Source organism: Dyadobacter tibetensis Y620-1, assembly GCF_000566685.1.
GTDB lineage: Bacteria > Bacteroidota > Bacteroidia > Cytophagales > Spirosomataceae > Dyadobacter > Dyadobacter tibetensis.
In genome coordinates, this window is sequence record NZ_AZQN01000010.1 from 102,822 (window position 1) to 127,244 (window position 24,423).

Here is a 24,423-nt window from a genome sequence, read left to right on the forward strand (position 1 = left end):
AAAATTAATGAGCACAATTGTTGCATTTTTATTCATATATCTGCACATTTGATGCATGAATTTGCCGATTTCGGGCCGCCTGATTCATTCTATATACTTTTTCAACTACATTCTATGATCAAACAATTAATCAAACAATTGCTAAGATCCTATGGACAGTCAGCGACAATATTGATGCTGATGCTATGGGCGGCGACAAGTTATGCTCAGAAGGGGGCATATGTCGTTAAAGGACAGGTTAAGGACGTTAACGGTGCTGTGCCTGGAGCGACCATCATGGTAGAAGGCACCACGACGGGGACGATCTCGGACGTGGAAGGTAACTATAGTTTAAATTTGAGTCTATCTGCCGGAAAATATGTGATCAGTTATACCTCACTAGGATATGCAACCGTAAAGGAGACTATTGAGTTGGGAGCACAGACAGAAATAACGGTAGATGTAGAACTGAAGGGAGACGTTATGAAGCTGGATGAGCTCATTGTTACGGGTTCTACCGTGAAGGAGTCCCGACGTCAGCTGGGGAATGCTATCACCTCAATAAAATCGGATGCCTTAGAAAAAACAGGATCTAGCAATCTTTTATCCTCCTTGCAGGGCAAAATTCCTGGAGCACAAATCACCCAGAATTCTGGCGATCCCGCCGGAGGTATCTCCATTCGTTTGCGAGGGGTAAAGTCTATTCAGGGAAGTTCCGACCCCCTCTACGTCATCGATGGGGTGATTGTTAGTAATAATACGGTAAACGTATCCCAGACTGCGGCAGGTGGGCAGATAGGGTCGACAGCACAAGCCGGTACGAATCGTCTGGCCGATATTAACCCAAACGATATAGAGAGTATTAACGTCGTAAATGGGGCAGCAGCAGCTGCCCAGTATGGATCACGGGCTGCCAACGGTGTGGTGATCATTACCACCAAAAGAGGGAAATCAGGTGCTCCCCGGATCAATTTTTCGACGAGCTTTACTGTAAATGAGCTGCGTAAAAAAGTGCCTATCACGACCTATGGTAAACAGTTTGGCTTCGCAGGTCTGCGTTTGCACACCATTTTCAATGTTACTGATGCTGTAGCGCAGGCCAATAACGCCACTACAATTGGTGTGAACCGGAATGGAGAGGCGAATACCAACCTGGCTTCCAATTTGGTTGATGTGACTCGCTATGATTATCAGGATGAAATATTCAGAACGGGTATGGGGACCGATAATAGCCTTTCAGTGAGTGGGGGTAATGAAAAAACACAGTACCTTCTATCGGTTAATTATTCTAAAAATCAAGGGATTGTCGTCGGTACCGATTTCCAACGATATGGTCTCCGTGCACGGGTCGATCAGCGTATCACCGATTGGATGAAGGTTTCGGCCGGAGTTAGCTATACCAATAGTTTTTCCAACGAAAAGGCGAATGGAAATGTATTTTATAGCCCCATCAATTCAGTAAATATCACTAATAATATTTATGATATTACCAGAAGAGATGCCAATGGTGACCTGATGTCAGTAGAGCCAACAAGGGTTAATCCACTCACCACAGTGGAAGAAATGGAGTTTACTGCCTCGGTCAACCGTACGATCAACGACATACAGCTTAATTTAACACCTGCAAAAGGACTTACAGTAGATGCGATTCTAGGTATTGATGCCTATTCACAGTTGGGCAAAAACTACATTCCGCCTTACCCATATCAGGCCGCATCGGGCTTGCCCCTGGAGCGCTACCCTTACGGATTTGCCTCTACGGTGACCAATACCTCTACCTTTTATAATGCAGATGTTAATATTGGTTACGAAAAACAGCTTAGCGAAGCTTTGAAAATGAATTTGATGGCGGGAACCAGCTATCAGTTTAGCAGTTCCAATCTACTCCGTGGAAGCGGAGAGACGTTAGCCCCATTTATAGAAACATTAAATGGCGGATCTACCGTAACGGCAGGATATGGACTCGATCGGTATAATTTGAGTGGGCAATTTGCTCAGGCAACCTTTGGCTATAAAAACCTGGCATTTATCACAGGGGCGATTCGTCGCGATCGTAGTTCAAAATTTTCACCTTCAGAAACCAATCAGGTCTATCCAAAATTATCGGCCAGCCTTATCCTATCCGACTTAACAGGCTGGCAAGCATCGGGGCTCGGGAAAGTGGTGAATACCCTGAAACTTAGGGCTTCAATAGGCCAGGCTGGTAATCTTACCGGTATTGGATCCTACGATCGTTTCTGGCAGTTCAATCCCATCAATTATCTGGGGAAGAACACCATTGTCCCCAGTGCTCAGTTGGCGAATCCCTCCGTTCGTCCCGAGCGCATGAAGGAACAGGAATACGGTATTGACGCTTCATTTTTGAACGATAAAATCAGCCTGACCCTAACGGCCTATCAACAAAAGATCTCCGATCTAGTAGTCAATAAAGTAGTGGCTGCTTCTGCCGGAGGGACGAGTATTGTAAATAATACTGGACAGATGTCTAATAAGGGGATTGAGATTGGGGTGAATGTCACTCCTGTGCGAACCCAAGATCTAACCTGGGATTTCTCGGTGATGTTCAACCGAAATCGGAATAAGATAGAAAGTTTGGGAACACCCATGGTTACTGTCAATAACGTAGCCGGGGCTCCCATATCATTAATCGAAGGCAAGGCGGCGTCCTTATTTTATGGCGTGCCCTACGCTCGGGATGCCAACGGAAACCAGATATTAAACAGCCAGGGCTTCCCTCAGCGGGAGCAAGGAACGCAAGTAGGTGCTGGGTATACGGTTGGTCGTACCACTGAGGGGCAGCCTACTGGCGGATTTGTCAATGGAGTGATCGGAAATCCTAATCCAGATTGGACTGGATCTTTCTTCAATCAAATCAATTATAAGAAGTTTGGCTTCCGTTTCTTACTAGATGCAGTACAGGGTGTGGATGTCTTCAATGCCGATTTCCGTACCCGTCAGGGTGTGGGCATAGGAGAGATAGCCGAGGCTGAGATGAAAGGGGAAGTAAAGCGGGGCTTTATTTTTGCCAATTATCTTATTGAAGAGTGGCGCATCGACAATGGCTCCTATCTGAAGCTACGGGAGGTAGCACTTACCTATCAGTTGCCCAAAATTAAAGGTATTAATGCTGCCAATCTATCGCTGATAGGACGCAATCTTCATTCCTGGGATAAATACCGGGGTTATGATCCGGAGACCAACGCTGGTGGGAATAGCGATCTAATGCGGGGAGTAGATTTCGGTAATGTACCTATTCCAAGAAGCTATCAACTGCAACTTACTCTTTCTTTCTAATTGAACACGTAAGGAACCAAATTTATGAAAAAATACATCATATACAGTTTAGGATTGGCCATAAGCCTCAGCTCGATCTCATGTACTGAGGAGTATCTCAATCCGAGTACAGCCAGTGAGCAGCAGGTTGTCAACGACCAGAATGGCCTGCTCGCCATGGTCAATGGCCTGCAGCAACAATTTACGATTTCTCGGGCCGGGGGTATGTACAATCTCATCTCGGCCAATGGGCTAACAACCAAGGAGCTGGTTAACCTGAATGTTGGAAATACCGATGAGGCAAACCTGCAGACGGGAACTACCGCTGTGCAGGGGAACAATTCCCTCGTAACCAATCTATGGAATAAATGTCATTTGGTGAAATCGAATGCAGACATTATTCTGAAGAACATTGCCGCCGCCAAAGATCCTTCCATTAATGCACAAATACTGGCCAACACGCATTTTTATCGTTCGCTGGCCCTAGGAACCCTCGCCACCTTTTGGGAGCAAAGCCCTATTGCAGTAGGCGAAAACGCAACTTTCTCACCCAGGGCCGAGGTGCTAAAAGCGGCTTTGGCCGGGATTGAACTAGGCCTGGCAGCGGCGACTATTAATGCCAGCAGCACGGTGGGAGGAATCGATATTAAGAATTCACTTCTGGCGCTGAAGGCTCGCTACAACCTGATGTTAGGTAATTACGATGCCGCATACGCCGCGGCCGATATGGTAGACCTAACCAAAAAATCGGCCTTTAATTTCGATAATATCTCGAGAAATCCGCTCTATGAAACCAGCTTTAGCAATCGGAATGTTTGTGAACCCAACCCCAACTTTGGTCTTCCGGCAAACCTCGCTCCAGTAGCCTCCGATGGCCGTCGTGCATTTTTCTACAACTTTACTGCGGGTGCTAATCTGGGTTTGGCGAGCTTCTTTACTGCCAACAGTGCATCGATACCCGTATACGTCCCGGGAGAAATGATGTTGATTAAAGCAGAAAGTAAGGCGCGTCTCGATCAGCTTTCAGAATCAGTTACCGAACTCAATAAGGTGCTAACCAAACAAAGCGATGTTTGGGGGTTAGGTGCTAATCTGCCAGCCTATTCCGGCGCCGTAACCAAGGAGGCGATTCTCTTGGAAATATACCGCCAGCGGGCCGTAGAATTGTTCCTGTCAGGGCAGCGCATTGAAGACAGTCGTCGCTTTGGCCGTCCCGCCGCCGAGCGAAGCCGGGAGTTCTATCCTTATCCTCTGACTGAAAGAAATAATAACAGCAGCATCCCCGCCGATCCTGCAAATTAAAGACTACACTTCGTTATAAGCTCATCCCTGATCCAGACCTTGATGGTTTCGTTTCAGGGATTTTTTGTCATTTACCCAGCTTGACGAAGCTTAAATATTTTAATATTTAAAGTTAAAATTTAAAAGAAAATAGAAAAATTACTGCCATAATCAAGAATAAATTCTAATGAAGTAGTTTAGAGTGATCGAGCCCAAGGGCCTGGAATTTTATTTTCTTTTATTCCGATAATAAAATGAAAAAACTCACTGTAGCTACCTTAATTTACATAGGTTTACCTACCTTATTTTTTCTGTTATTTTGGTTAAAGCCATTTTTAGCCGCTATATCCATAGGGGCAATGATTTTGGCTTTTTCAGGAGCTATTCTGGCTCTGCCTGCCACCGATACGGAGTCAGATATCCCCTGGAAGGAGATAGGTCTTACTTCTTTTATGCTAGCACTAGGAATATGCCTGGCTTCCGAATTTGGAGCTTTTTCCTATCAGAGCTACGATTATATGATTCATAATTATAAGTTTAATCTGCTAGCCACCTCCAGTTTACCCCTCTACGACGCTCAGAAAGGAATATTTATGTGCTATTATTTAGGCAACTATATTGTCCCGTCCTTGCTGGGAAAGCTAACCTCCTTAGAAATGATACGCTTTTATTTCTTTCTATGGTGCCTGGTGGGAATAGGGCTCACGTTTTGCTGGGTTCAGATAAGCTTGCTCAATCTTTCCCAGATCAAGCGCCTTGCTGTTTGTTTGAGTTTGGTAGCAGGGGCCTATGTATGTATCTTACTTCCTACTTTAGCTTACGTCTTTCCAGACTTGAATTTCATTAGAAATAACGGGCTGATACTACCAGGACAGTTTATTCTCAATCAGGTTCCCGTTTTCACCAGAAGCCTGTCCGAATCCCCTCAACACACGCTGCCTGCGGTATTAGGTGCCGCTTTCGTTTTGGCTATTTTTGGTCGTATAGAATATTATAGAAGTGCTATGTTCTTTTATTTTAGTACCTTATTCCTAACTCCTTTTACGGCAATAGGATTGTCAGGTTTTATGATTTTTGGTTTCTTTCAGTTCTTGCACCGCAGGGGGCTCAAGTTTTTTAGAACGACTTTATTATATGCCATACCTCTAGCCATAGCCTTCTTACCCGTTGTCTTCTTTCTGGCAAGTTCTAAGGCCACCGATATGGCGAGCAACAAGGCTATCTGGCAAGCCGATCGGGCTTGGTTTTTATTTTACTTTCTCTATCAATTCTCCTTTTATGGAATCTGGTTTTTATTTTTTGGTAAGAAACTCCTCCATTTTAATCGGCAGGCAATAGCTATAGGTTTATGCACGGTGATAGGTTTGGGTTTGTTTCAGGTGGGTTTTTATAATGACCTTAATATTCGGTCGGCTTTGGTAGCGCAACTAATTTTAAGCTTAAGCCTGGGGTATACTTTGGTAGCCCATTGGAGATTGATGTTCCGGAATATTAGATTTACGATTGGTGTATTCTTTTTTGCACTTAATTTGCTAGGTCCATTGAAATTCTATTATGAGCACTTGTTTTTACTTTCGGGGAAACAACGCAATAGCATTGAGTCGCCCCGGGTAAATAAGCTTCCAACCAATTATTACGATATGTTAGAGTCGGCATACCGGGCCAATGGCAAAGAAGTCGTCAAACAATATTCACTCTCGGAGTCGAGTTTCTTTCGGGAGTTTTTGCTAAGGAATTAAAGTCAGGCAGAAGGAAGTTAATCCTACCGGGGGCTGGTTAATTTAAAATCCTGCCGGCCTCATATGTTTCAATAGGGGGGTAAAATTGATTCAATACTATATCTATAAGGGATAGGTGCTTTTCTGGGCCAGTTTTAATCAGTTAATTGGTCAAAAAAAGTATAAATCCATGAAGCAATTATTACTGAGTATTTCCCTCCTATCTGTGATGGGATGTTCTGCCCAGACCGAAAAGGAGGCAACTCCCGAGCGTCCCAATATTATCTATATTCTTGCCGACGACCTGGGCTATGGAGACCTGGGTTCCTATGGTCAGAAGGTGATCAAAACCCCTAATCTAGATCAGATGGCGGCCGACGGGATGCTGTTTACTCAGCATTATTCCGGGAGTTCGGTATGTGCTCCTTCACGGGCCTCTTTAATGACGGGCCGCCATACTGGGAAAGGGTATGTACGGGGGAATTATGAAACTGGCCCCTTAGGGTTTGGTGCATGTCTGGAGCTTCGTGACGAAGATCTTACCGTAGGCGAAGTTCTAAAGAAAGCGTCTTATAGAACGGCCATTATTGGAAAATGGGGTATGGGGATGGATGGCACAACCGGTGAGCCTCGTAAGCAGGGTTTCGACTATAGCTATGGCTACCTCAACCAGGGTCATGCGCACAATCAGTTTCCTTCCTATCTTTTTCAAAATGGCAAAAAAATTATCATCCCTGAGAATGCCAACGGGGTGATGGGTTCTTTTTCAAATGACTTATTTACGAAGGAAGCTTTGAGTTATATCCAAAAGCAGGATAAAGAGCCATTTTTTCTCTATCTAGCCTATACTACTCCTCATGCGGAAATGGTTTTGCCCGCCTCTGAGCAGCTGGAGGAATATAAGAAGGTGGTTAAGGATAAACCATTCAAGAATACTGCCAGCAAAGAGGATGGAAATAAATGGGCCTACCGCTCTACAGACAATCCTGGTGCCGCCTATGCCGCTCAAGTCTCCCATTTGGATGCCTGTGTAGGTAAAATTATGGCGGAACTGAAGGCCACTGGGCAGGATCAGAATACCATGATCATCTTTAGTTCGGACAATGGTCCTCATAAGGAGGGTGGTGCCAATCCTGCTTATTTCAACAGTTCAGGAGGTCTTAAGGGTATGAAAAGAGATTTGTATGAGGGTGGAATTAAAGTTCCCTTGATCGTAAAGTGGCCACAGCACATCAAGGCGGGCACTCGCTCCGACTTGGTATCCGCATTTTGGGACTTCTTACCCACTGTGGCGGATCTGGCTGGTCAGAAATTGAAGGAAGGGAGTACCGATGGGATTTCCTTCTTGCCGACCCTACTGGGTAAGCAGCAGAAGGAACACGCCTATTTGTATTGGGAGTTTCATGAAAACCCAGCCACCAATCAGGCGATCAGAAAAGGAAAGTGGAAGGCGGTTCGGCTCGATCCTAAGGGGGCAACAGAGCTTTATGACCTATCTCAAGACCCCGGCGAAGAGCAAAATATTGCTGCGGCAAATCCTGATATCGTAGCAGAAATGGAGGCATTATTTTTAGAAGCCCGCACCCCTAGTGAATATTGGAAATTAAGATCCGTAAATTAGCGGTCAAAAAACGACTAATTGGGAAAAATAAAAATCATAGTTTGGGTTTTTACAACCATTTTATGGATGCATAAAATGGCTTTGGGGCAGTCGATGGATATGTCGAATCTGCTATTGTCAGAAGAGAACTGGCTGCCCCGGAGATCCATCAACTGCCTTTTTCAGGATTCTAAAGGGCTTTTGTGGGTGGGTACGGTTTCGGGCCTTTACCGTTACGACGGTTACGAAGTATTGCACTTTACTACACAGCCGAATAATGAACATGCCATTTTTACGAATACGGTAACGGGAATTTCCGAACTCCAAAATGGGAATTTGCTAATTGCAACCGAAAGTGGACTAAGCTTATTTGACAGAAAAACACATTATTTTGAAACCCTGTCTGATAATATTGAGGCTTTTAATGCCTTGGGAAAAGATATTCAGGGAAATACCTGGTTAGGTATCCGAAACCCGCACTTTATATATAAGCTTAATGCCGGAGCTGAGAATGGGAAAGGACTTCGACCCTTTTTTAAAAATTCAACGGCCATATATCAGCAAGTTGGTAACATCGAGGCCCTTTGCCCATTGTCCACTAATCTGCTGTTAATAGGGACCGCCAAGGGGCTGTTTATGTTATCCACTACTGACGGCAGCGTGACTCCTACGCCGGTGACCGACCCCGTTAAAATCATAGAAAAATCGAAGGAAGGTGAAATCATGGTAGGCACACTGGGAGCGGGCCTTTATGAAGTGACATACCAGAACAGCCATCTAAAAGTGGTAAACCAATATCATTTTGGAAACCCTCATGATGCAGGATATGATAATATAAGCTCGGTAAGTTTTGGAAAAAACGGAGAATGTAATGTTTCTACATTCAAAAAACTCTACCTATCCAACAGGAATAAGGGTAAGCGGATTTTTAGCCCTTTTACCAGCGAGTCTTCATTATTAGAAGATAATAATATTCTAACTTCTTATATCGACAACTCGGGCATTATATGGTTGGGCACCTTGAAAGGGCTACTTAAGATCAGGCCTAAAGCCATAAAAGTAAAAAGACTCCCACTCGATGCCCCCGGATATAATCCTATTAATCACTCGGTAACGTATTTGCACAAAGACTTTAATAACCAGATCTGGGTCAAGACCAGGAACGATGGGATATTTGTATACAGTCCTGAAAAACAAGTATTTACAAAGACTAACTACCCCGGAAATATCAATACTGTTTACCAGTCCTCGGGTGGTGATACTTATTATTCTTGTCCCGACGGATTGTATCAGAAGATTGATGGATCCTTTCGGCGAATCTATGCTGCCCAAGAGCAGATTACTTATGCTTTGGAAATTGAAAAAGGGGAGTGGCTGCTAGGTTGTCAGAAAAATGGACTTGAGCACTACTCCAGCAATCAGTCTCAATTATATACAGAGTTGGTTAGGAAGGCCAATGCGCGTTTCAATAAGGATTCTAACATTTTTGTGATGCTGAAAGATCATTCTCAAAATGTATGGATAGGGTCTCGGGGCGATGGGTTAATGCGTCTGAATCTTTCGACGGGTGAGCTGAAGAAGTATTCAGGAATTAACCTGAAGGAAGGAACAATTTCACGGCGGATACTAAGTATTTACGAAGATAGCAAGGGGAGAATCTGGATTGGGTCGCGTACAGGAGGGCTTTATCGTTATTTACCTGAAACCGACAGTTTCAAGCAGTATACCGTGGAACATGGCCTGCCTTCTAATGTGATATGCGGCTTGGTAGAGGATAAGAATAATGAGTTAATTATTAGTACAAATAATGGCCTGGCCTTATACATTCCCAACGAGCCTATTCCCTTTCAAAGCTTCGGAATTGAAGATGGTATCGACTTTACGGATTTCTCTTTCAATGCCGTCTCGAAAGGTCTGAATGGCGAAGTCTACTTCGGCAACACCAATGGATTGTACCGGGTAGACCCGATTCCAAAGATTAAACGGGGAAAAATCGATTTCTTTTGGAACTCCATCAATGTTTTAGGCGGGGATAGTGCTACAACCTATCGGATCACAGATCGAGAGAAAATTGTTCTGCAAGCGCGTGAAAACAGCTTTCAGGTCAATTTCTCCTTTACCGATCTAAGCAATCCCGGAAAAAATAGATTTGCCTATCGTTTGCATGGACATAACGACGACGAATGGATTTATCATAATAATAATGTGCAGTCTATTCAGCTTCATTCGATACCACCCGGGAATTATGTACTTGAGCTTAAAATGGCTAATAGTTATGGCCAGTGGAACGATGAAGTAGCCCAGCTAGCCATCATAATAAATCCACCATTCTGGCAGTCTAAGATAGCATTGGGGCTTTACGGTTTGCTTTTACTCCTGCTTTTATACGGTCTTTATCTAGCCTTCCGCCGCTGGCGTGAACTGAAGGTGAAATTGGCCGAAGAGAAAGCCTATGGAGTAATTAAAGACCAGCAGATGGTCTATTTTTCCGATCTTTCGCATGAGCTTAAAAATCGACTGACGATGATTTTGGGTCCGCTTGAGAATGCACTTTCAGGGAAAAAGGTAAATCAGGCGGTTCTGAACAATCTTTATGAGCAAGCCCAAAGGCTCAAGCGGATTACCGATCAGATTATGAATATTAGAAAGAGTGAGGGGGGGGAATTTATCTTGAAAGTGTCGGAAGGGAATTTATCGGAAAAATTAATATCTATCTGTAGGGATACGGAGCCTCTGGCACTAATTCGGGACATACGCCTCGATTACTTCTTTAGTGATGACTTAAGTGAAGGGTGGTTCGATGAGGAATTGCTGGAGATTATGCTCCTTAATCTGCTTAATAATGCTATCAAATATAATTCGGCAGGCGGGACCGTTCAGGTGCGTGGGAGCCGGGTGGTGCTCGACAAATCCGATCTGCCCGCCACGGCACCTCTGGAAGGAGCCTACCTGAAATGTGTTGTAGAAGATACCGGCCTGGGGATACCGGAGAACGAAGTGCAACATCTTTTCGAAAGATTTTATAGGGCCAGCAATACATCCGACTTAAAAGATGGAACGGGAATAGGTCTGGAGCTGGTGACACGCCTTATTCAAAAGCATAAAGGCTTTATTGATATCAAAAGTGAGTTGAATAAGGGAACGAACATTACATTTTTTATTCCTTTTGAGAAGCAACATTTTACCATCAATGAAATGAAGCTCACGGTGAACAGTCTGCCTATTCTGGAAATTCCTGCCGAGCATCCTGTCAAAAAAGGGGAAAAGCACTCCCACATCCTCATTGCCGATGACGATCCAGAGATTCTCAACCTGTTATGGGAGACCCTTGGCGAGGAATTTATCATAGATAAGGCCTATAACGGAGAGGAAGCCCTGGCGCTGATTTCCAAAAAGGACTATCAGCTTATTATTTCAGACCTCTCTATGCCCAAGTTAGATGGATTGGCCTTACTTAGAAATGTGAAAGAAAACCCTCAGTGGAATCATATACCCTTTATCATACTGACGGGTAAGAACTCGGAATTTCATAAGTTGGTATGTATTCAGAGCGGAGCCGATGACTTTATAGACAAGCCTTTCAGCCCTAACCTAATCAAATGGAGGGCCCGGAATCTTATTGAAAACCGCTCGATTCTGGCTACCAAATTTGCCCGGAATATTACGGTAAATCCGGAACAGGATGACGCCATCAGTCCGGAAGATGCTTTTTTACAAAAGGTTATCGGAAGTATCGAGGAGCATCTGGGTGATCAGAAGTTGAGTGTAGAGTTTCTGGCTGATGAATGCAATATGAGCCGTGCCACTTTCTATAGAAGAATAGAAAATTTGCTTGGTGAGTCTCCATCCGAATTTATAAAAACCTACCGGCTCAAGAAAGCAACCTTGCTGCTCAAGAATACGGATTTATATATTTCTGAGGTTGCCTATCAGACCGGTTTTAAAAACCCCAAGTATTTTACCAAATGTTTCCAGAAAGAGTTTGGTGTAACACCAACAGAGTATCTTAATAATTTAAAAAACGAAGAATCTCATTCCTGATCTACTAGGAAAAGTTATACTTTTAGCCTATCCTAGTCCTGATCGGCAGTAGGAAACCGGGACCTTATCTGGTTTCCTATTTTTTAAATACATTCTTCCAATATCGGCCTAAAAGGGCGATTTGCTGCTTATAATAATTCATTTTTATCATTGCTGAATCAATTTTCACCCCTCTTTGAGATGCTTTTGCTAAAGGAGCCTATCATCTTTGTATTATTAATTCATTAAAAAATAGTACTATGATGAAAAGGATACAAATCATGAGCGGTTTGTTCTTCATCTTGTTGCTGATCGTGTCGGGCGCACAGGCCCAGACCACTATCAACGGTAAGGTTTTAGATCAGAACCAAGAGGCGCTAATCGGGGTGTCGGTGACTGTAAAAGGCACCACCGTGGGTACCATTACAGACGTGGAGGGTAAGTTCAGCCTGAATGCTTCACCGACCGACGTGTTGGTTTTTTCTTATATCGGTTATGTGAGTCAGTCGGTGCCGGTGAACAATCAATCCGTCATAAACGTCAGCCTTGCTGAGGACCGTGCATTGCTAGAAGAAGTGGTGGTGGTTGGATATGGGGTAACCCAGAAAAGGGATCTGACCGGATCAGTAGGCTCCGTAGATGCCAAGCAGCTCAACGATATGCCTTCTTCGCGTTTGGATCAGGTCTTGCAAGGTAGGGCTTCTGGGGTGTTGGTGACTTCTGCCAATGGTTCACCAGGTGCGCGCTCCAGTATACGGATTCGTGGTGGTAACTCCATCAATGCGGATAATGAGCCTCTTTATGTGATAGATGGTTTTATTGTCGGAACCGACTTTAACCTTAATAATATTAACACCAACGACATCGCCTCCATTGAGGTATTGAAAGATGCTACTGCCATCTCTATTTATGGGACGCGTGGAGCCAACGGGGTGATACTGGTTACCACCAAGAGTGGTGATTCCTTTAAAGGAGGAAAGCCCAATATTTCGGTGAATTTGTATCGGGGTGTGCAGACCATGGCGCGTAAAATCGACTATCTAAACGGACCCGATCGTGCAGATTACGGAACCGAGTTTGCTTTGAATTCCAATGGCGCTGATCCTTTCGTAGATCGTAGTGAAATTGGCGATACGGATTGGCAGGATGTAGTTTCACAGAAAGGAGCCATTTCTAATATGGACGTCTCGGTTGGAGGAAGTACCAAAGACCTTAACTATTATGTCTCGGCCAATTATTTCAATCAGCAAGGTATCATCAAAGGAACGGGGCTGGAACGTTACAACCTACGGACCAACCTTGATTTTAAATTGACGGATAAAATTAAAGCCGGTGTGCGTATGAATGGTACGCTTACCAATACAGAGAATAGTAAAGTAGATCTTTGGAATATGAGACTGGCCTTGTCGGCCTATCCGCTTTATTACCCTGATGGAGTTACCTATTGGGATCAGAATATCGTTCAGGGTGGTGCTTTGGCCAACCCGCTGGCCGATGTGGAGCTACGAACCGACTTCAGTTTGAATACCAATATTCTGACTACGGCCTATGTAGAATATAGCCCTTGGAAAAATCTTACTTTCCGTTCGACGATTGGACCTAAAATTACCTGGGGTAAAACCAACCAGTTCGATCCGGGTAACCTTCCCGTACGTGCCGCTGCTCAGCAGGGGGGCTTTGCTCAGATCAACAATACTTTTGAATATGATATCCTTCAGGAAAATACCGTTACCTATAACAAGGATTTCAACGAAAAAAATCGGATTAATCTACTTGCTGGTTTTACTTGGCAAAAAGGAAGCAGAGAAACTTTCTATGCTCAAACCCAAGGCTTATCCATCAACGCAATTAATTATGACAATCTGAGCCTAGGCGATCCGCTTACTTACCGGGTAGGATCTGGCTTCGCCGATTCTCGTCAGCTTGTATCTTGGCTGGCTCGGGCAAATTATACCCTAAACGACAAATATTTGTTTACGGCTGTAGGCCGGGTTGATGGTGCTTCGGTATACTCTGGGTCTAATAATGCCTATGCCTTCTTTCCATCTGTGGCTTTTGCCTGGCGGATTATTGATGAGCCATTTATGAAAAACCAACGCGTCCTGACCAATTTGAAATTCAGAACCAGTTATGGTAGTGCGGGTAAAGAATCCATTAGTCCTTATAGCACCCTTGCGGTTTTGAATAATAATATCTTGGTTTTCAATGATACCCAAACCATCGGAATTCAAAAGGGACGTCCCGCCAATCCCGACCTGAGATGGGAGACTACAGATCAGTTGGACTTAGGTCTGGAATTCGGATTTTTGAATAACCGGGTTACTGGTGAAATCGATTTCTATTATAAGAAAACAAAAGATCTGTTATTGGCACGCCAGATTCCCAAAGTGACTGGCTTCGATACCAAACTTGAAAACATAGGCTCTATTGCGAACCGGGGGATAGAATTATTGATCAATACAGTAAATATTGACCGCAAAAATTTTAGCTGGAAATCGACCCTGACCTTGTCGGGCAACCGCTCGAAGATATTGAATCTTGCTGGGGTTGACGAGATAATTATCTATAACCTGGAGCAAGGTGGGCCTGGTGCCAAGCTAATTGTAAATCAGCCGGTGGGCGTTTTTACAGGTGTGCAATACCTGGGTACATATAAGTCGGAGGCTGAAATTGCTGAAGACGGAAATCTGGGGATTCGCCAGGTAGTAGGTGGCCCTCGTTTTAAGGACGAGAATGGGGATGGTAAGATCAATAATGACGATCATGTCGTAATGGGTAATCCTGAGCCAAAGATTTTTGGTGGATTGAATAACTCCTTTCAATACAAGAACTTTACTTTCGACTTTTTCCTTCAGGGAACTTTGGGTAATGATATTTACCACGAATACAACCAGCAAGGGTTTTTTGGACTTAGTGAGACTAACGTGTATGCTGAGCAGATCAACCGCTGGTCGCCGACCAATCCTACCTCTAACATCCCTAAAGCGGGTGGTATAGCAAGTTTGTCGGATGTAGTGTCCAACTCCGCTATGCTGGAAGACGGTTCCCATCTGCGGCTGAAAACCGTAAAACTGGAGTATTTGCTTCCTATTGAGTCTAAGGTGTTAAAAAACCTTTCTATCTATGGTGTCGGAAGTAATGTGTTCTTGCTCTCTAAGTTCAGAGGATATGATCCAGAGGCGACTCGTTTTGGTACCAATTCTACCGTACGCGGTATCATTCGGAACCAATATCCTAATGCCCGAACCTATACCCTAGGTCTGAAAGCAAACTTCTAAAAAAATGAAACGAATGAAAAAGTTAATATTCATATATACACTACTTTTCTTAACGGGCTGCAGCAGCTTTTTGGAAGAAAATGTGAGAGGAGTCATTGCTCCTAATAATTTCTATAACTCAGATCAGGAAGCCATACAGGCCGCTAACGGTTTATACCTGGGTATGCGTACGGGTAATACCTACAAAGGCTGGCAGGGCATCACGACCTGGACCATGTTTGGTAGCGATGAGATGATGCCCAGCCGAGTATTCGGTGGTCTGGCGCCTATTATGGACTATAACCTTACCGAGACCAACTACTCCAATGCGTATGGAGTATGGAGGGATTTGTATGGGGTGATCGGTGATGCGAATTCGGTTTTGGCCAATGTAGAAGGTAACGAAAAGCTCTCTGTAGCTACGCAGAATACCGTGATAGGGGAAGCTCTATTTTTGAGAGCCTTGGCCTACTATCATTTAACGGCTATCTGGGGCGACGTTCCCTATTTTGTTACCGAGTTGCCATTGGATGAAGTAGCCGTATTGGGGCGTTCTCCGGAGGGACCTATCCGCCAGGCGATGGTTGAAGACCTTAAAAGAGCGGAGGGCCTGTTGCCCTCAGCCAACCAGGGTGCCAATATCGGTCGTGCTACCAAATGGGCAGCCAAGTTCCTGAGAACTCGCTTCAACCTTTGGCAGAAAGATTGGGCGGGTGCACTTGAGGCCACCGAAGATATTATTCAGAATTCTCCTCATAAGCTGTTGCCTACCTATGGGGAGGTATTCGACCTGAATAACCAGTTTAATGCGGAAGCGATATTTGGTTTCGACTATACCAAGGACGCGCCAAATAATAGTCAGGATATTACAGATAGTTTCAATCCGCGTCTTCGCGACGAACCCAAAGTAGCCTCGCAACGGAATGAATTCGCGGCTAAACTAACGGCACTTGGAGAGGAATTCAATGGTTACGGGTTGAACGTGCCCTTAAACGATTTGATCGACGATTTTCCTAAAGATGATCTGAGACGTCCATATAACCTACTAAATAATTATCTGGGCTACGATCTTACTTTTACCTATCTGACCAAGCGAACCAATTTTGACTTCGTTAATTCCCCCCGTGGCAATCATGGAGAGGCATGGATTACGATGCGTATGGGCCAGGTTTACCTTATGGCTGCCGAGGCGGCTAATGAGCTGGGGAAATCTGCTGAGGCTGAAACTTACATCAATAAGATTCGGGCCAGGGCTTATAGTCCCGCTAAGCCATATACCGGATTGAGCCAGACCGCCATGCGAAAAGCGATTCAAGACGAAAACCGCTGGGAACTGGCCGGTGAATCTGAGCGACGATACGATCTGGTGCGCTGGGGAATTCTGGTGGAAACTGTGAAGAATGCTAATTATGGTATCTTCAAAGGAAACGTGAATATTAAGCCTCATATGGTGAAGGCTCCTATACCCCAGCAGGAAATTGATCTGAACCCCGCTCTACTGGACTCCGATCCAACCAATAACGGGTACAGATAATTGCGATATCAATGACTATTCCTAAATCCTTTTCAAGTCTTTAGACTTCTAAAATCCTAAATCAAAACCCCTGGTGCTCCTGTTTTAGCAGGTTCTAGCACCAGGGGTTTTTTGGTAACTTTCGGGTGGACTCAGGTGTAAAATGTTTAATACTCCGGATTTTGTAAGTAAAAATAAGGGGTGGTTACGCTGGGTGCCAGAGCGGCACTTTACGCAACCACGCCGGGTTTAGGGTTTAGGGTAATATCGTTTCAAATATGATTTCTTGCCGACGAGTGGGAGGGCTATAATACTTGTGGGTTAAAGACTTCCATGACTACGGCACGATCACGGGCAACAAGGGTTTCTTTAGCATGGTAAATCTTGTTGCCTACCTTTACCGTATATTCCAGTTCCATCCCATTTCTAGGTTTATTCCCCCATTCATAGGCCTCATTTTCAAAGCTCCCGGATCCAGTAACGTCATATTGCGGATCGGCAGAAGAAATAACACATTTCCCGTTGGTGAAGTCCAGTAATAAAGGAAGGTTATCACTAATCTCTTCCGACTGAAAAGAGGTATTATAGGCTACTTGTTTCCTTCCCGTTGTAGTGAGCAAGGTTACCCCATTTTGTACCATATTGGCTGCTTTATAGGTTTTGGTTTCTATAAGTGCGCCTGTGGAATCTTCGACAGAGCTCTCGCCCTGAAAAAAGTAATTTCCATGATACTCATTGATATATTTAATAGCGAACAGGGTAAAGTCTTTGGGAGCTACGATCCAGTTCTCCTGTCTGCGGGGGTCGGGGTTGGTCATCGTGCTCTTTCCACTCACAATGGAGTCTACATCTGCTGATCCCACCAGACGAAGTGGGACTACATAGTTAAGGCCAATGGCTTTTGGATCATTGAAGAATGCCTCGGTCAGTTGTACTTCCACGGCCCCATTATATTTCCCCTGAGGTATCACCAAGCTATTATTAGACGAAAGACTGTAGTATTCTGCCGGTAAGGCCTGAATGGTATCTCCACCCGAGTTAAACAACACTTGCTGGCAAAGAGATTCGTCGACCGCGATTTGAAATACACGATCCCGGTCATTTTTATAGACCCCGCCCATAGCAGCCGAGATCAGGAATTTATGCGCATTATCGTTGCTGTTATCGTATATATCGTCTCCCAGAACCAGTGTTCTCACAGGATATTGATAAGGGAAATATCCAGAGGTATAATCGAAATCGGGATGGACAATTTCACCATTTTTGCAGGCAGCCACTCCCAGGCCTACCAGCAGGAATAAAAAGATTTGTTTCATATTATTGAACGGTTATGTATTTACTGCCATCCCTGGTTCTGGACCAGGCCAAACTTAATTATTTCTCTTTCTGGAATGGGCCCATAATGCATATACCCATTGTCATATACCCGGTTTTCAACTGTAAAATAGTCGTAACCCTGGTCGTTAATGCGAACTCCCATAGCCGGCTGGGCCAGGTCTGCCTTCCAGCGGCGAAGGTCCCAGAACCGGAAACCTTCGAAACACAATTCCAATCTGCGCTCATTGCGGATAAGTTCGCGCAGGGCTTGTTTGCTCGCAATACCGGAAAGGTATTGGTCGGGCTGTGCCAGTCCGGCACGTTCCCGAATCTTAGCAATGACTTCTTTGGCCGAATAGGCATGGCTGCCTTTTCCATCGGGCCCCCAGGCTTCGTTGGCTGCCTCGGCATAGTTCAAAAACAGCTCGGTATAACGGATATGGGTATTGAAATGTTTTTGACTGGAAGAAGAGGCAGGATTAACATTTACATCCTCCCTTAAAAGCTTTTTGAGATAATATCCCGTCCTGGTTGAGGTAGGAATATTTTCCAGAGCGTCTGGACCTCCTTCTGTTTCCGTATTAATTTCATTGCCTTTAAGCTTGCTTCCATTAAAAACGATATAATGTGAAAGCCGGGGATCCCGGTTGGCGTAGGGATCGGCGGGATCGTATTCCGACATGGGATCCGATATGGGGAAACCATTGGCAGAGGGAAAAGCGTCCACCAGATTTTGGGTAGGATTTATCCGTCCGTTTCCATAGAGGCTGGGCGGGAAGTTATCCCTTTCGCGGGCATTACTATTATAGATAGGTCTACGCCAAAGAATTTCTTGAAGATCCATTTTGTCGCCGGTTGTTATATCGGCCTGGTCTACCTGCTGTTTTCGATAAAAGAGGTGTCCCTTAGGGTCCATTCCTTGCAGTCCGCCAATATCATTGAGTAATGTAGCCGTAAATTCGGCAGCTTGTTGCCAACGTTGTTGGTCAGACTCGGGATTGAAGGCTGGGCTAGCGGCAAGTAGTGCGGTTCTGGCTTTGATAGCCAGGGCATGGCGCCCGCTGATGCGTTGCTGGGTATAGTCGCCAAATACTTCGTTATAATCTGCTAGGTCAAGTTGGGCAGGAAATCCTTCGGGGAGGATGCTGCGGTCTCCAAAATCCATGGGGATATACTTTCTGGCCTCTTCAATATCGGCAAAAATGCTCGCTACTGATTCAGAGAAGGCGGGTCTCGGCGTTGCAAAATCTTCCTGACTTTCCAGGAAGGAGTTATAGATAGGAGTGCCAAGGAGGGTACCTCCGGCGCCAATACCCCCGTGGTTTCGTAGTAAGTAGTATTTAAAAAGAGCTCGGAGTGCATAAGACTCTCCCTTAAAGCGTCGGATATACAGATCTTTAACGGCTGGGTTGGTCCATTTCCACGGCACTTGCTCCACGACCGATAAGAATTGATTTAGGTAAAGAATTCCCTTATTACAATTGTCCCAGGTGCTCTCCGGATTTAGCCTGGGCGACCACTCACCAGTAGCTATTCTCAGGTAGCTGCTGAGCCGGTTATTGGTAACTGCATCATCCGTGGCTACCTCTTCAAAAGAATAGTCGTTGGTAGGAATATAGGTATAGGCCTTGATGAGCAATCCCTCGGCAAACGCAGGGTCTTCATATACCCGGTCCAGGGTGTTATGGTTGTCGGCCTCGGGCTCCAGCATGCTGCAGGAGGGTATTCCTAAGGCCAATATAACGATCAGGAAAATGGTGGTTATTTGTTTCATATTCATGTCAGATTAAAAATTTGCTCGCACTCCGATAGAGAAACTTCTGTAAAGGGGTTCACTCCCTACCCGTAATTCTCTAATCTTCCGGTTTTTCGATACCTGAAACAAGTCGCTGGCATTGGCAAAAACATGTAGCTGGCTCATCCTTAAAGTTTGTGCTACCGAGGTAGGTAAGGTATAATTGAGCTGTACCTTGCGAATTTGGAAGTAATCGTTCTTATACAACCAGTAGCTGGAGCGCCGTAAATTATTGCTGCTTGTTTGCGTGCTTAGTCGCGGATAGGTCGCTGTCTCATGGGTTTCAGGAGTCCAGCTATTAAGTACTGTTTCGCTGTATTTGTCATTACCATCGATCCAGAAGTAGCTAGATTCCCTGAAATTCTTGGCTCCGTTCTGCCCTTCTCCAAGGACGAATAGTCCCCAATTTTTATAGGATACTTTCAGCTGTAATCCCGCAGAAAAGGGGGCTTGCCAGCGTCTTAGGAATACCTCGTCATTGGCATTGATGATGCCGTCATTATTCTGGTCCTTATATTTTATATCGCCTGGCTGCACCGTTCCAAAAGAATGTAAGGGGCTGGCGTCAATATCCGCCTGATCCTTAAACAGTCCTAAAGCTTCCAATCCGAAAGTGGCATCCCGGGGCTGGCCCTCCCTATTCTGGTATGCATTATCGTAAATCTCGTCTACCTGCATTCTTTTGGAGGTAACATAGAGTAGGTTGGTACCTATAAATAACCCCCAGTCTCCCCATTGCTTGTTAAATGTCAGGCCTAGTTCAGCACCTACATATCGATCGGATTCAAAATTTTCGTAGGCGATAAAATCACCGTAATAGCCCGGATATTGTGAGCCTGGCCGGGTAACGAGCCGGTCGTAGAGATTGTAAAAAACGTTGGCCTGTACGCCAATGGTTTTATTGAAGAATAGACCATCTACTCCTAAATTTAGCTCATTGCGGCGTGCGAATCCAAGATTGCTGTTGGCACTCCAGCTTGAGGCGACGCCACCCCGGTTACGCGTGCCCTCATACCAGTTGTAGGAGCCCGATCCGCCATAGCGATTGTCGTAATAAAAAAAGCCTCCTATGGCCAAATCGGTTTTCAGTATGCCCGCCGATACCCGCAGATTGAGGTAGTCCACTGCCTTAGCTGAAGCAAGGAACGACTCCTTATGTAGGGCCCATGACAGTCCTACCGAAGGAGAAAATCCTTGGCGGTTATTTTCCGGAAGCTTTACCGAATTAGCCAGGGTACTGCTGAAGTCGATGCTGTATTTGTTGCGGAACTGATAGGCTAGTTGCAGACCAATATGTGCATTTTTGACTCCCTGGAAGTTTCCATTTTCTTTATAACTACTTCCAAAAGCTAGTAGATTGCCCGTGAAGCGGTGGTCGTCACGAAATGTACGGTCGTATTTTACCTGACCATAAAAACCTACCCGGCGGCGGAAGCGTGAATTACCTACTACCTGTGTTCCAGGTCGGGTGTCGCGGCCGTGCTGTTTTAGGCTAATGATCCGGTCCTCATTTTCCGCCCAGGTCGGCTCATAAACGGAGTACTCGTTGGCAATAGTTTGGTTGTATGCCGTAAAGAAATCGAAACTGATGTTACTATGTGCCGATAAACCGGGTGTAACATCGGACAGGTCGAAATCGATCCGGTTATTAAATGTAAATTTACGATAGATAGACTGTACCGTTCCAGCGGCATAACCATCCCCAAAGGGAGAACTTAGATATGAATTGTTTCCGCCCAGTAGATACTGACCATCTACATCAATTTTACGGCCTTGCAGCAATTCGTTTTCAGAATCAATCAGGTTAAAGGGTAATAGTGGGGTATATTCATGAGGACGAATACTGTTAGCCTGGCTCCAGTAATTGCCCCTGGCTCCCTGATCACTACCGAATAAGGCTACGGCATCTATTGCCGTTTTAATCCGACGGTTTACCTTTAGATCCACGTTCCCTCTTACGTTAATAATATCGGTTCGGGCGTTTTTCCCTTCCCCGAACTTGAAAAGTCCTCCCTGAGAGTTCCATCCTATGTTGGTATAGAATCGTGCGTTCTCATCGCCCCCCGACAGGGCCGCCGACACATCGTGGTAGGTTTTGAAGGGTTTTATGAACTCCGAGGAGTAATAGTCGGTGCTGGGATAGCGGTATGGATTCCCTGATCGATAGTTTTCGATTGTAGCATCGGTATACTGTGGGGCTAAACCATCATTTTTCCGGGCCTGATTGAATACCGTCATATAATCGGCCGAATTGAGAAAGTGGGGCAATGCGCGCGGAGTGGAGAGCCCATAATTATAGGTGATTTCCGCGGTGGGCTTGTTGACTTTGCCCCGTTTAGTCGTGATCAGTACCACGCCATTCACGGCCGCGCTGCCATATAAGATGGCGGCGTTGACATCTTTGAGAATGGAGATCGATTCTATTTCAGAAAGTCGTAACCCCTCTATATCCCTGGGCAGGCCATCGACTACAAATAAAGCGTTGCCAGAATAAAGTCCGCTGCCCGTAAGGTCGCTGACATTGATGCCAATTCCGACACCTCTGATACTATTTCCTCCCAGCATGCCCAAGGAGCGCCCCGATAAGGCTGAGCTTGCCCAGATATTGAAATCATATTGACCGAAACTTTTGGGATCCAGAGCCGTTACTGCTCCGGTTAAGTTGCCTACCGTCTCCGATTTAAAGGCCACATTGGTCTTGGTATCTGGGTCGAATACGGGTTGAGCCTGGCTGGAAGTACTGTCAGCCTGCGCCCAGACCGAAGCGGGAGCCGTCAGAAGCAGTCCTAAACAGAAGCCTAATAAGATTATATTTTTCATAAGGTACTTGTTAAAGTTTTGGATGAGGACTACCAGCCGGGATTTTGAGGAAACCCATCATACAACCGGGTAAAACCAACTTGAATAGGTAGCCAGTTATGCTTTTTCTCAGCGGCTCTGCGGATTACCACCCGTTCCTCCAGATTGATGGGCTTGCCATCTGCTCCTCGGTTGAAATCTATAGCCGTCTTATCGAGATAGCGGGGATCGTCATTTCTATTCCAGCGACGCAAATCACAGAAACGGGCCCCCTCGAAGGCAAGCTCTATGGCCCGCTCCCGCACGATGGCTTCGAAAAATTCGTCTTTGGAGCCGGTGAACTTGTCCTCCAGGTTGGGTATGCCCCCCCTGTTGCGAATGGTATTGAGGGCATCTACCGCAGTCATACTATAATTGCTGGAGGTGCTTTTGGGGCCTCCATTGTCGGAGAAGGTTACCGCCTCTGCATACATCAAATAAATATCGGCCAAGCGCAGGTAGGGGATATAGGCTTGTAGACCATTGGCCTTGCTCGCCGAAAAATCGGGCCCTATGGGACTATAACGCTTATAATAATAGCCGGTTACACTGGGCGGGTTGATCTGGGACCGGTGGAAGCCTCCATTATAAAGCTGTGCGTATCGATCTGACCCGGAAGCACTGTGTATGCGGTCGCCATCGACTACAATATCTTTGTAGAACCTTGGCTCACGTCCTGTCCAAGGATCGTTCGGATCGAAGCCCGATGCAGGATCGTCGATGGGCAGCCCATTGGCCATGCGATAATTTTTGATGAAATTATGAGTTGGGACTTCGGCATTGGACCCGCTGTTCATGGAAAAAGAAGAGGGGACAGTAGCGCCCAGGGTGGACCATCTCACCCTACCCCGGTCATATATGGTAGGGCTCATGATTACTTCATCTCCTCCAGGTCTTTCATAATTCCAGCGCCAAAAATTGTCCGTCCATGATTCCCAGGGTTGTAGCTTGTAGATGCCGGTCTGGTCGGCAAGGGTAAGTAGTTCTCCGAAGGCCTCAGCAGCTCGTTGGGCCAAGGCTCCGTCGAAATTATTGGCCCCTTTGGCCTCCTCGTTGATCATAGGACTAGCGGCATAGAGTAACGATTTTCCGAGATAACCCAAGGCATGAAACTTGTTTATACGATCGTCGTTATGTCCTAAGGTGGCCTGCCCTGAGGGACTGTTATCCCAATGGTCAGGGAGTAAATCTGCCGCTTTTCGGAAGTCGTCGGCCATAAGTAGAGCCGTTTGCTGGAAATTCAAGCGCCGGAATTCGTCTGTAGTCAGTTCTTCCGTAGGGCTTAAGGTACGGGTGATATAGGGCATACCTCCCCAGTAGCGGCAAATTTCGAAATAGAACCAACCTCTGAAAAAATGGGCCTGCCCCCTTAACAGATTTTTTTCCTCATCAGTCCCTTGAAATAAGCCTTCTTGATCGAGTTTTTCCAGGGCAAGATTAGCTTTCCGAATGCCATACCAGGCGTATTCCCAAATTCTTTTGGTTCGGGAGTTATTGTCTGTTGTATTGACATTCTGTCCAAAGAAATATGCTTCGTTGGACCAATAATTACCATTGTCGAAAGGATAAGGGTAGTTATTTAATGTTTCGTCGGCAAACAGATAACGGTTCCATGCTCCACCCTTATTAGGATCCATGATGCAGTTATACATTTCCTCCACAAATCCTTGAAAACTAATGAAATTTCCGAAGGCCACTTGTTCGGTTATATCCGCTTCGGGCGCCTTGTCGAGATAGTCCTCACAAGAAAAGAGAAGTAGGGTGACGAGTACTAATTTAGTGCCCAGAATCCGGGGATACTTTAAATTGTATTTTTTCATAATCAATTTTAT

11 protein-coding genes are annotated in these 24,423 nt (G+C 45.3%); 7 read left to right on the forward strand and 4 right to left on the reverse strand.

Going from position 1 to position 24,423, the window contains the following annotated elements; genetic code table 11:
• Positions 1–114 precede the first annotated feature (114 nt).
• The 7 genes from X939_RS0120205 to X939_RS0120235 all read left to right on the forward strand — a co-directional run bounded on the left by X939_RS0120205 (position 115) and on the right by X939_RS0120235 (position 16,662).
• Positions 115–3,273, forward strand: coding sequence for a SusC/RagA family TonB-linked outer membrane protein (locus tag X939_RS0120205; RefSeq protein ID WP_084299587.1), 3,159 nt, complete (start codon positions 115–117; stop codon positions 3,271–3,273).
• Positions 3,274–3,297: 24 nt separating this feature from the next.
• Positions 3,298–4,554, forward strand: a complete 1,257-nt coding sequence (locus X939_RS0120210; protein WP_025765098.1) for a RagB/SusD family nutrient uptake outer membrane protein — start codon at positions 3,298–3,300, stop codon at positions 4,552–4,554.
• 233 nt (positions 4,555–4,787) lie between these two features.
• The gene (locus tag X939_RS0120215; protein WP_025765099.1) at positions 4,788–6,272 is read left to right on the forward strand and encodes a hypothetical protein; all 1,485 of its coding nucleotides are present in this window, start codon (positions 4,788–4,790) and stop codon (positions 6,270–6,272) included.
• A 169-nt stretch (positions 6,273–6,441) separates the two neighbouring features.
• A complete protein-coding gene (locus tag X939_RS0120220) occupies positions 6,442–7,872 on the forward strand; it encodes an arylsulfatase (protein WP_025765100.1) in 1,431 nt (476 codons plus the stop codon).
• A gap of 66 nt (positions 7,873–7,938) precedes the next feature.
• On the forward strand, positions 7,939–11,892 hold the full coding sequence (locus X939_RS0120225; RefSeq protein WP_025765101.1) for a hybrid sensor histidine kinase/response regulator transcription factor: 3,954 nt from the start codon (positions 7,939–7,941) through the stop codon (positions 11,890–11,892).
• 239 nt (positions 11,893–12,131) lie between these two features.
• Positions 12,132–15,149 (forward strand): SusC/RagA family TonB-linked outer membrane protein, encoded by a 3,018-nt coding sequence (locus X939_RS0120230; RefSeq protein ID WP_025765102.1) that lies wholly within the window; start codon positions 12,132–12,134, stop codon positions 15,147–15,149.
• Positions 15,150–15,162: 13 nt separating this feature from the next.
• Positions 15,163–16,662, forward strand: coding sequence for a RagB/SusD family nutrient uptake outer membrane protein (locus X939_RS0120235; RefSeq protein ID WP_025765103.1), 1,500 nt, complete (start codon positions 15,163–15,165; stop codon positions 16,660–16,662).
• 284 nt (positions 16,663–16,946) lie between these two features.
• Here X939_RS0120235 and X939_RS0120240 read toward each other — a convergent pair whose 3' ends face one another.
• The 4 genes from X939_RS0120240 to X939_RS0120255 are packed head-to-tail and all read right to left on the reverse strand — an operon-like array spanning position 16,947 to position 24,411.
• Complete coding sequence (locus X939_RS0120240) at positions 16,947–17,957, reverse strand: DUF5627 domain-containing protein (protein ID WP_025765104.1); 1,011 nt, start codon at positions 17,955–17,957, stop codon at positions 16,947–16,949.
• 20 nt (positions 17,958–17,977) lie between these two features.
• Entirely contained in the window at positions 17,978–19,732 is a 1,755-nt protein-coding gene (locus X939_RS0120245) for a RagB/SusD family nutrient uptake outer membrane protein (RefSeq protein ID WP_025765105.1), read from the reverse strand.
• A 12-nt stretch (positions 19,733–19,744) separates the two neighbouring features.
• Complete coding sequence (locus tag X939_RS0120250) at positions 19,745–22,573, reverse strand: SusC/RagA family TonB-linked outer membrane protein (RefSeq protein WP_025765106.1); 2,829 nt, start codon at positions 22,571–22,573, stop codon at positions 19,745–19,747.
• A 29-nt stretch (positions 22,574–22,602) separates the two neighbouring features.
• On the reverse strand, positions 22,603–24,411 hold the full coding sequence (locus X939_RS0120255) for a RagB/SusD family nutrient uptake outer membrane protein (RefSeq protein WP_025765107.1): 1,809 nt from the start codon (positions 24,409–24,411) through the stop codon (positions 22,603–22,605).
• Positions 24,412–24,423 lie beyond the last annotated feature (12 nt).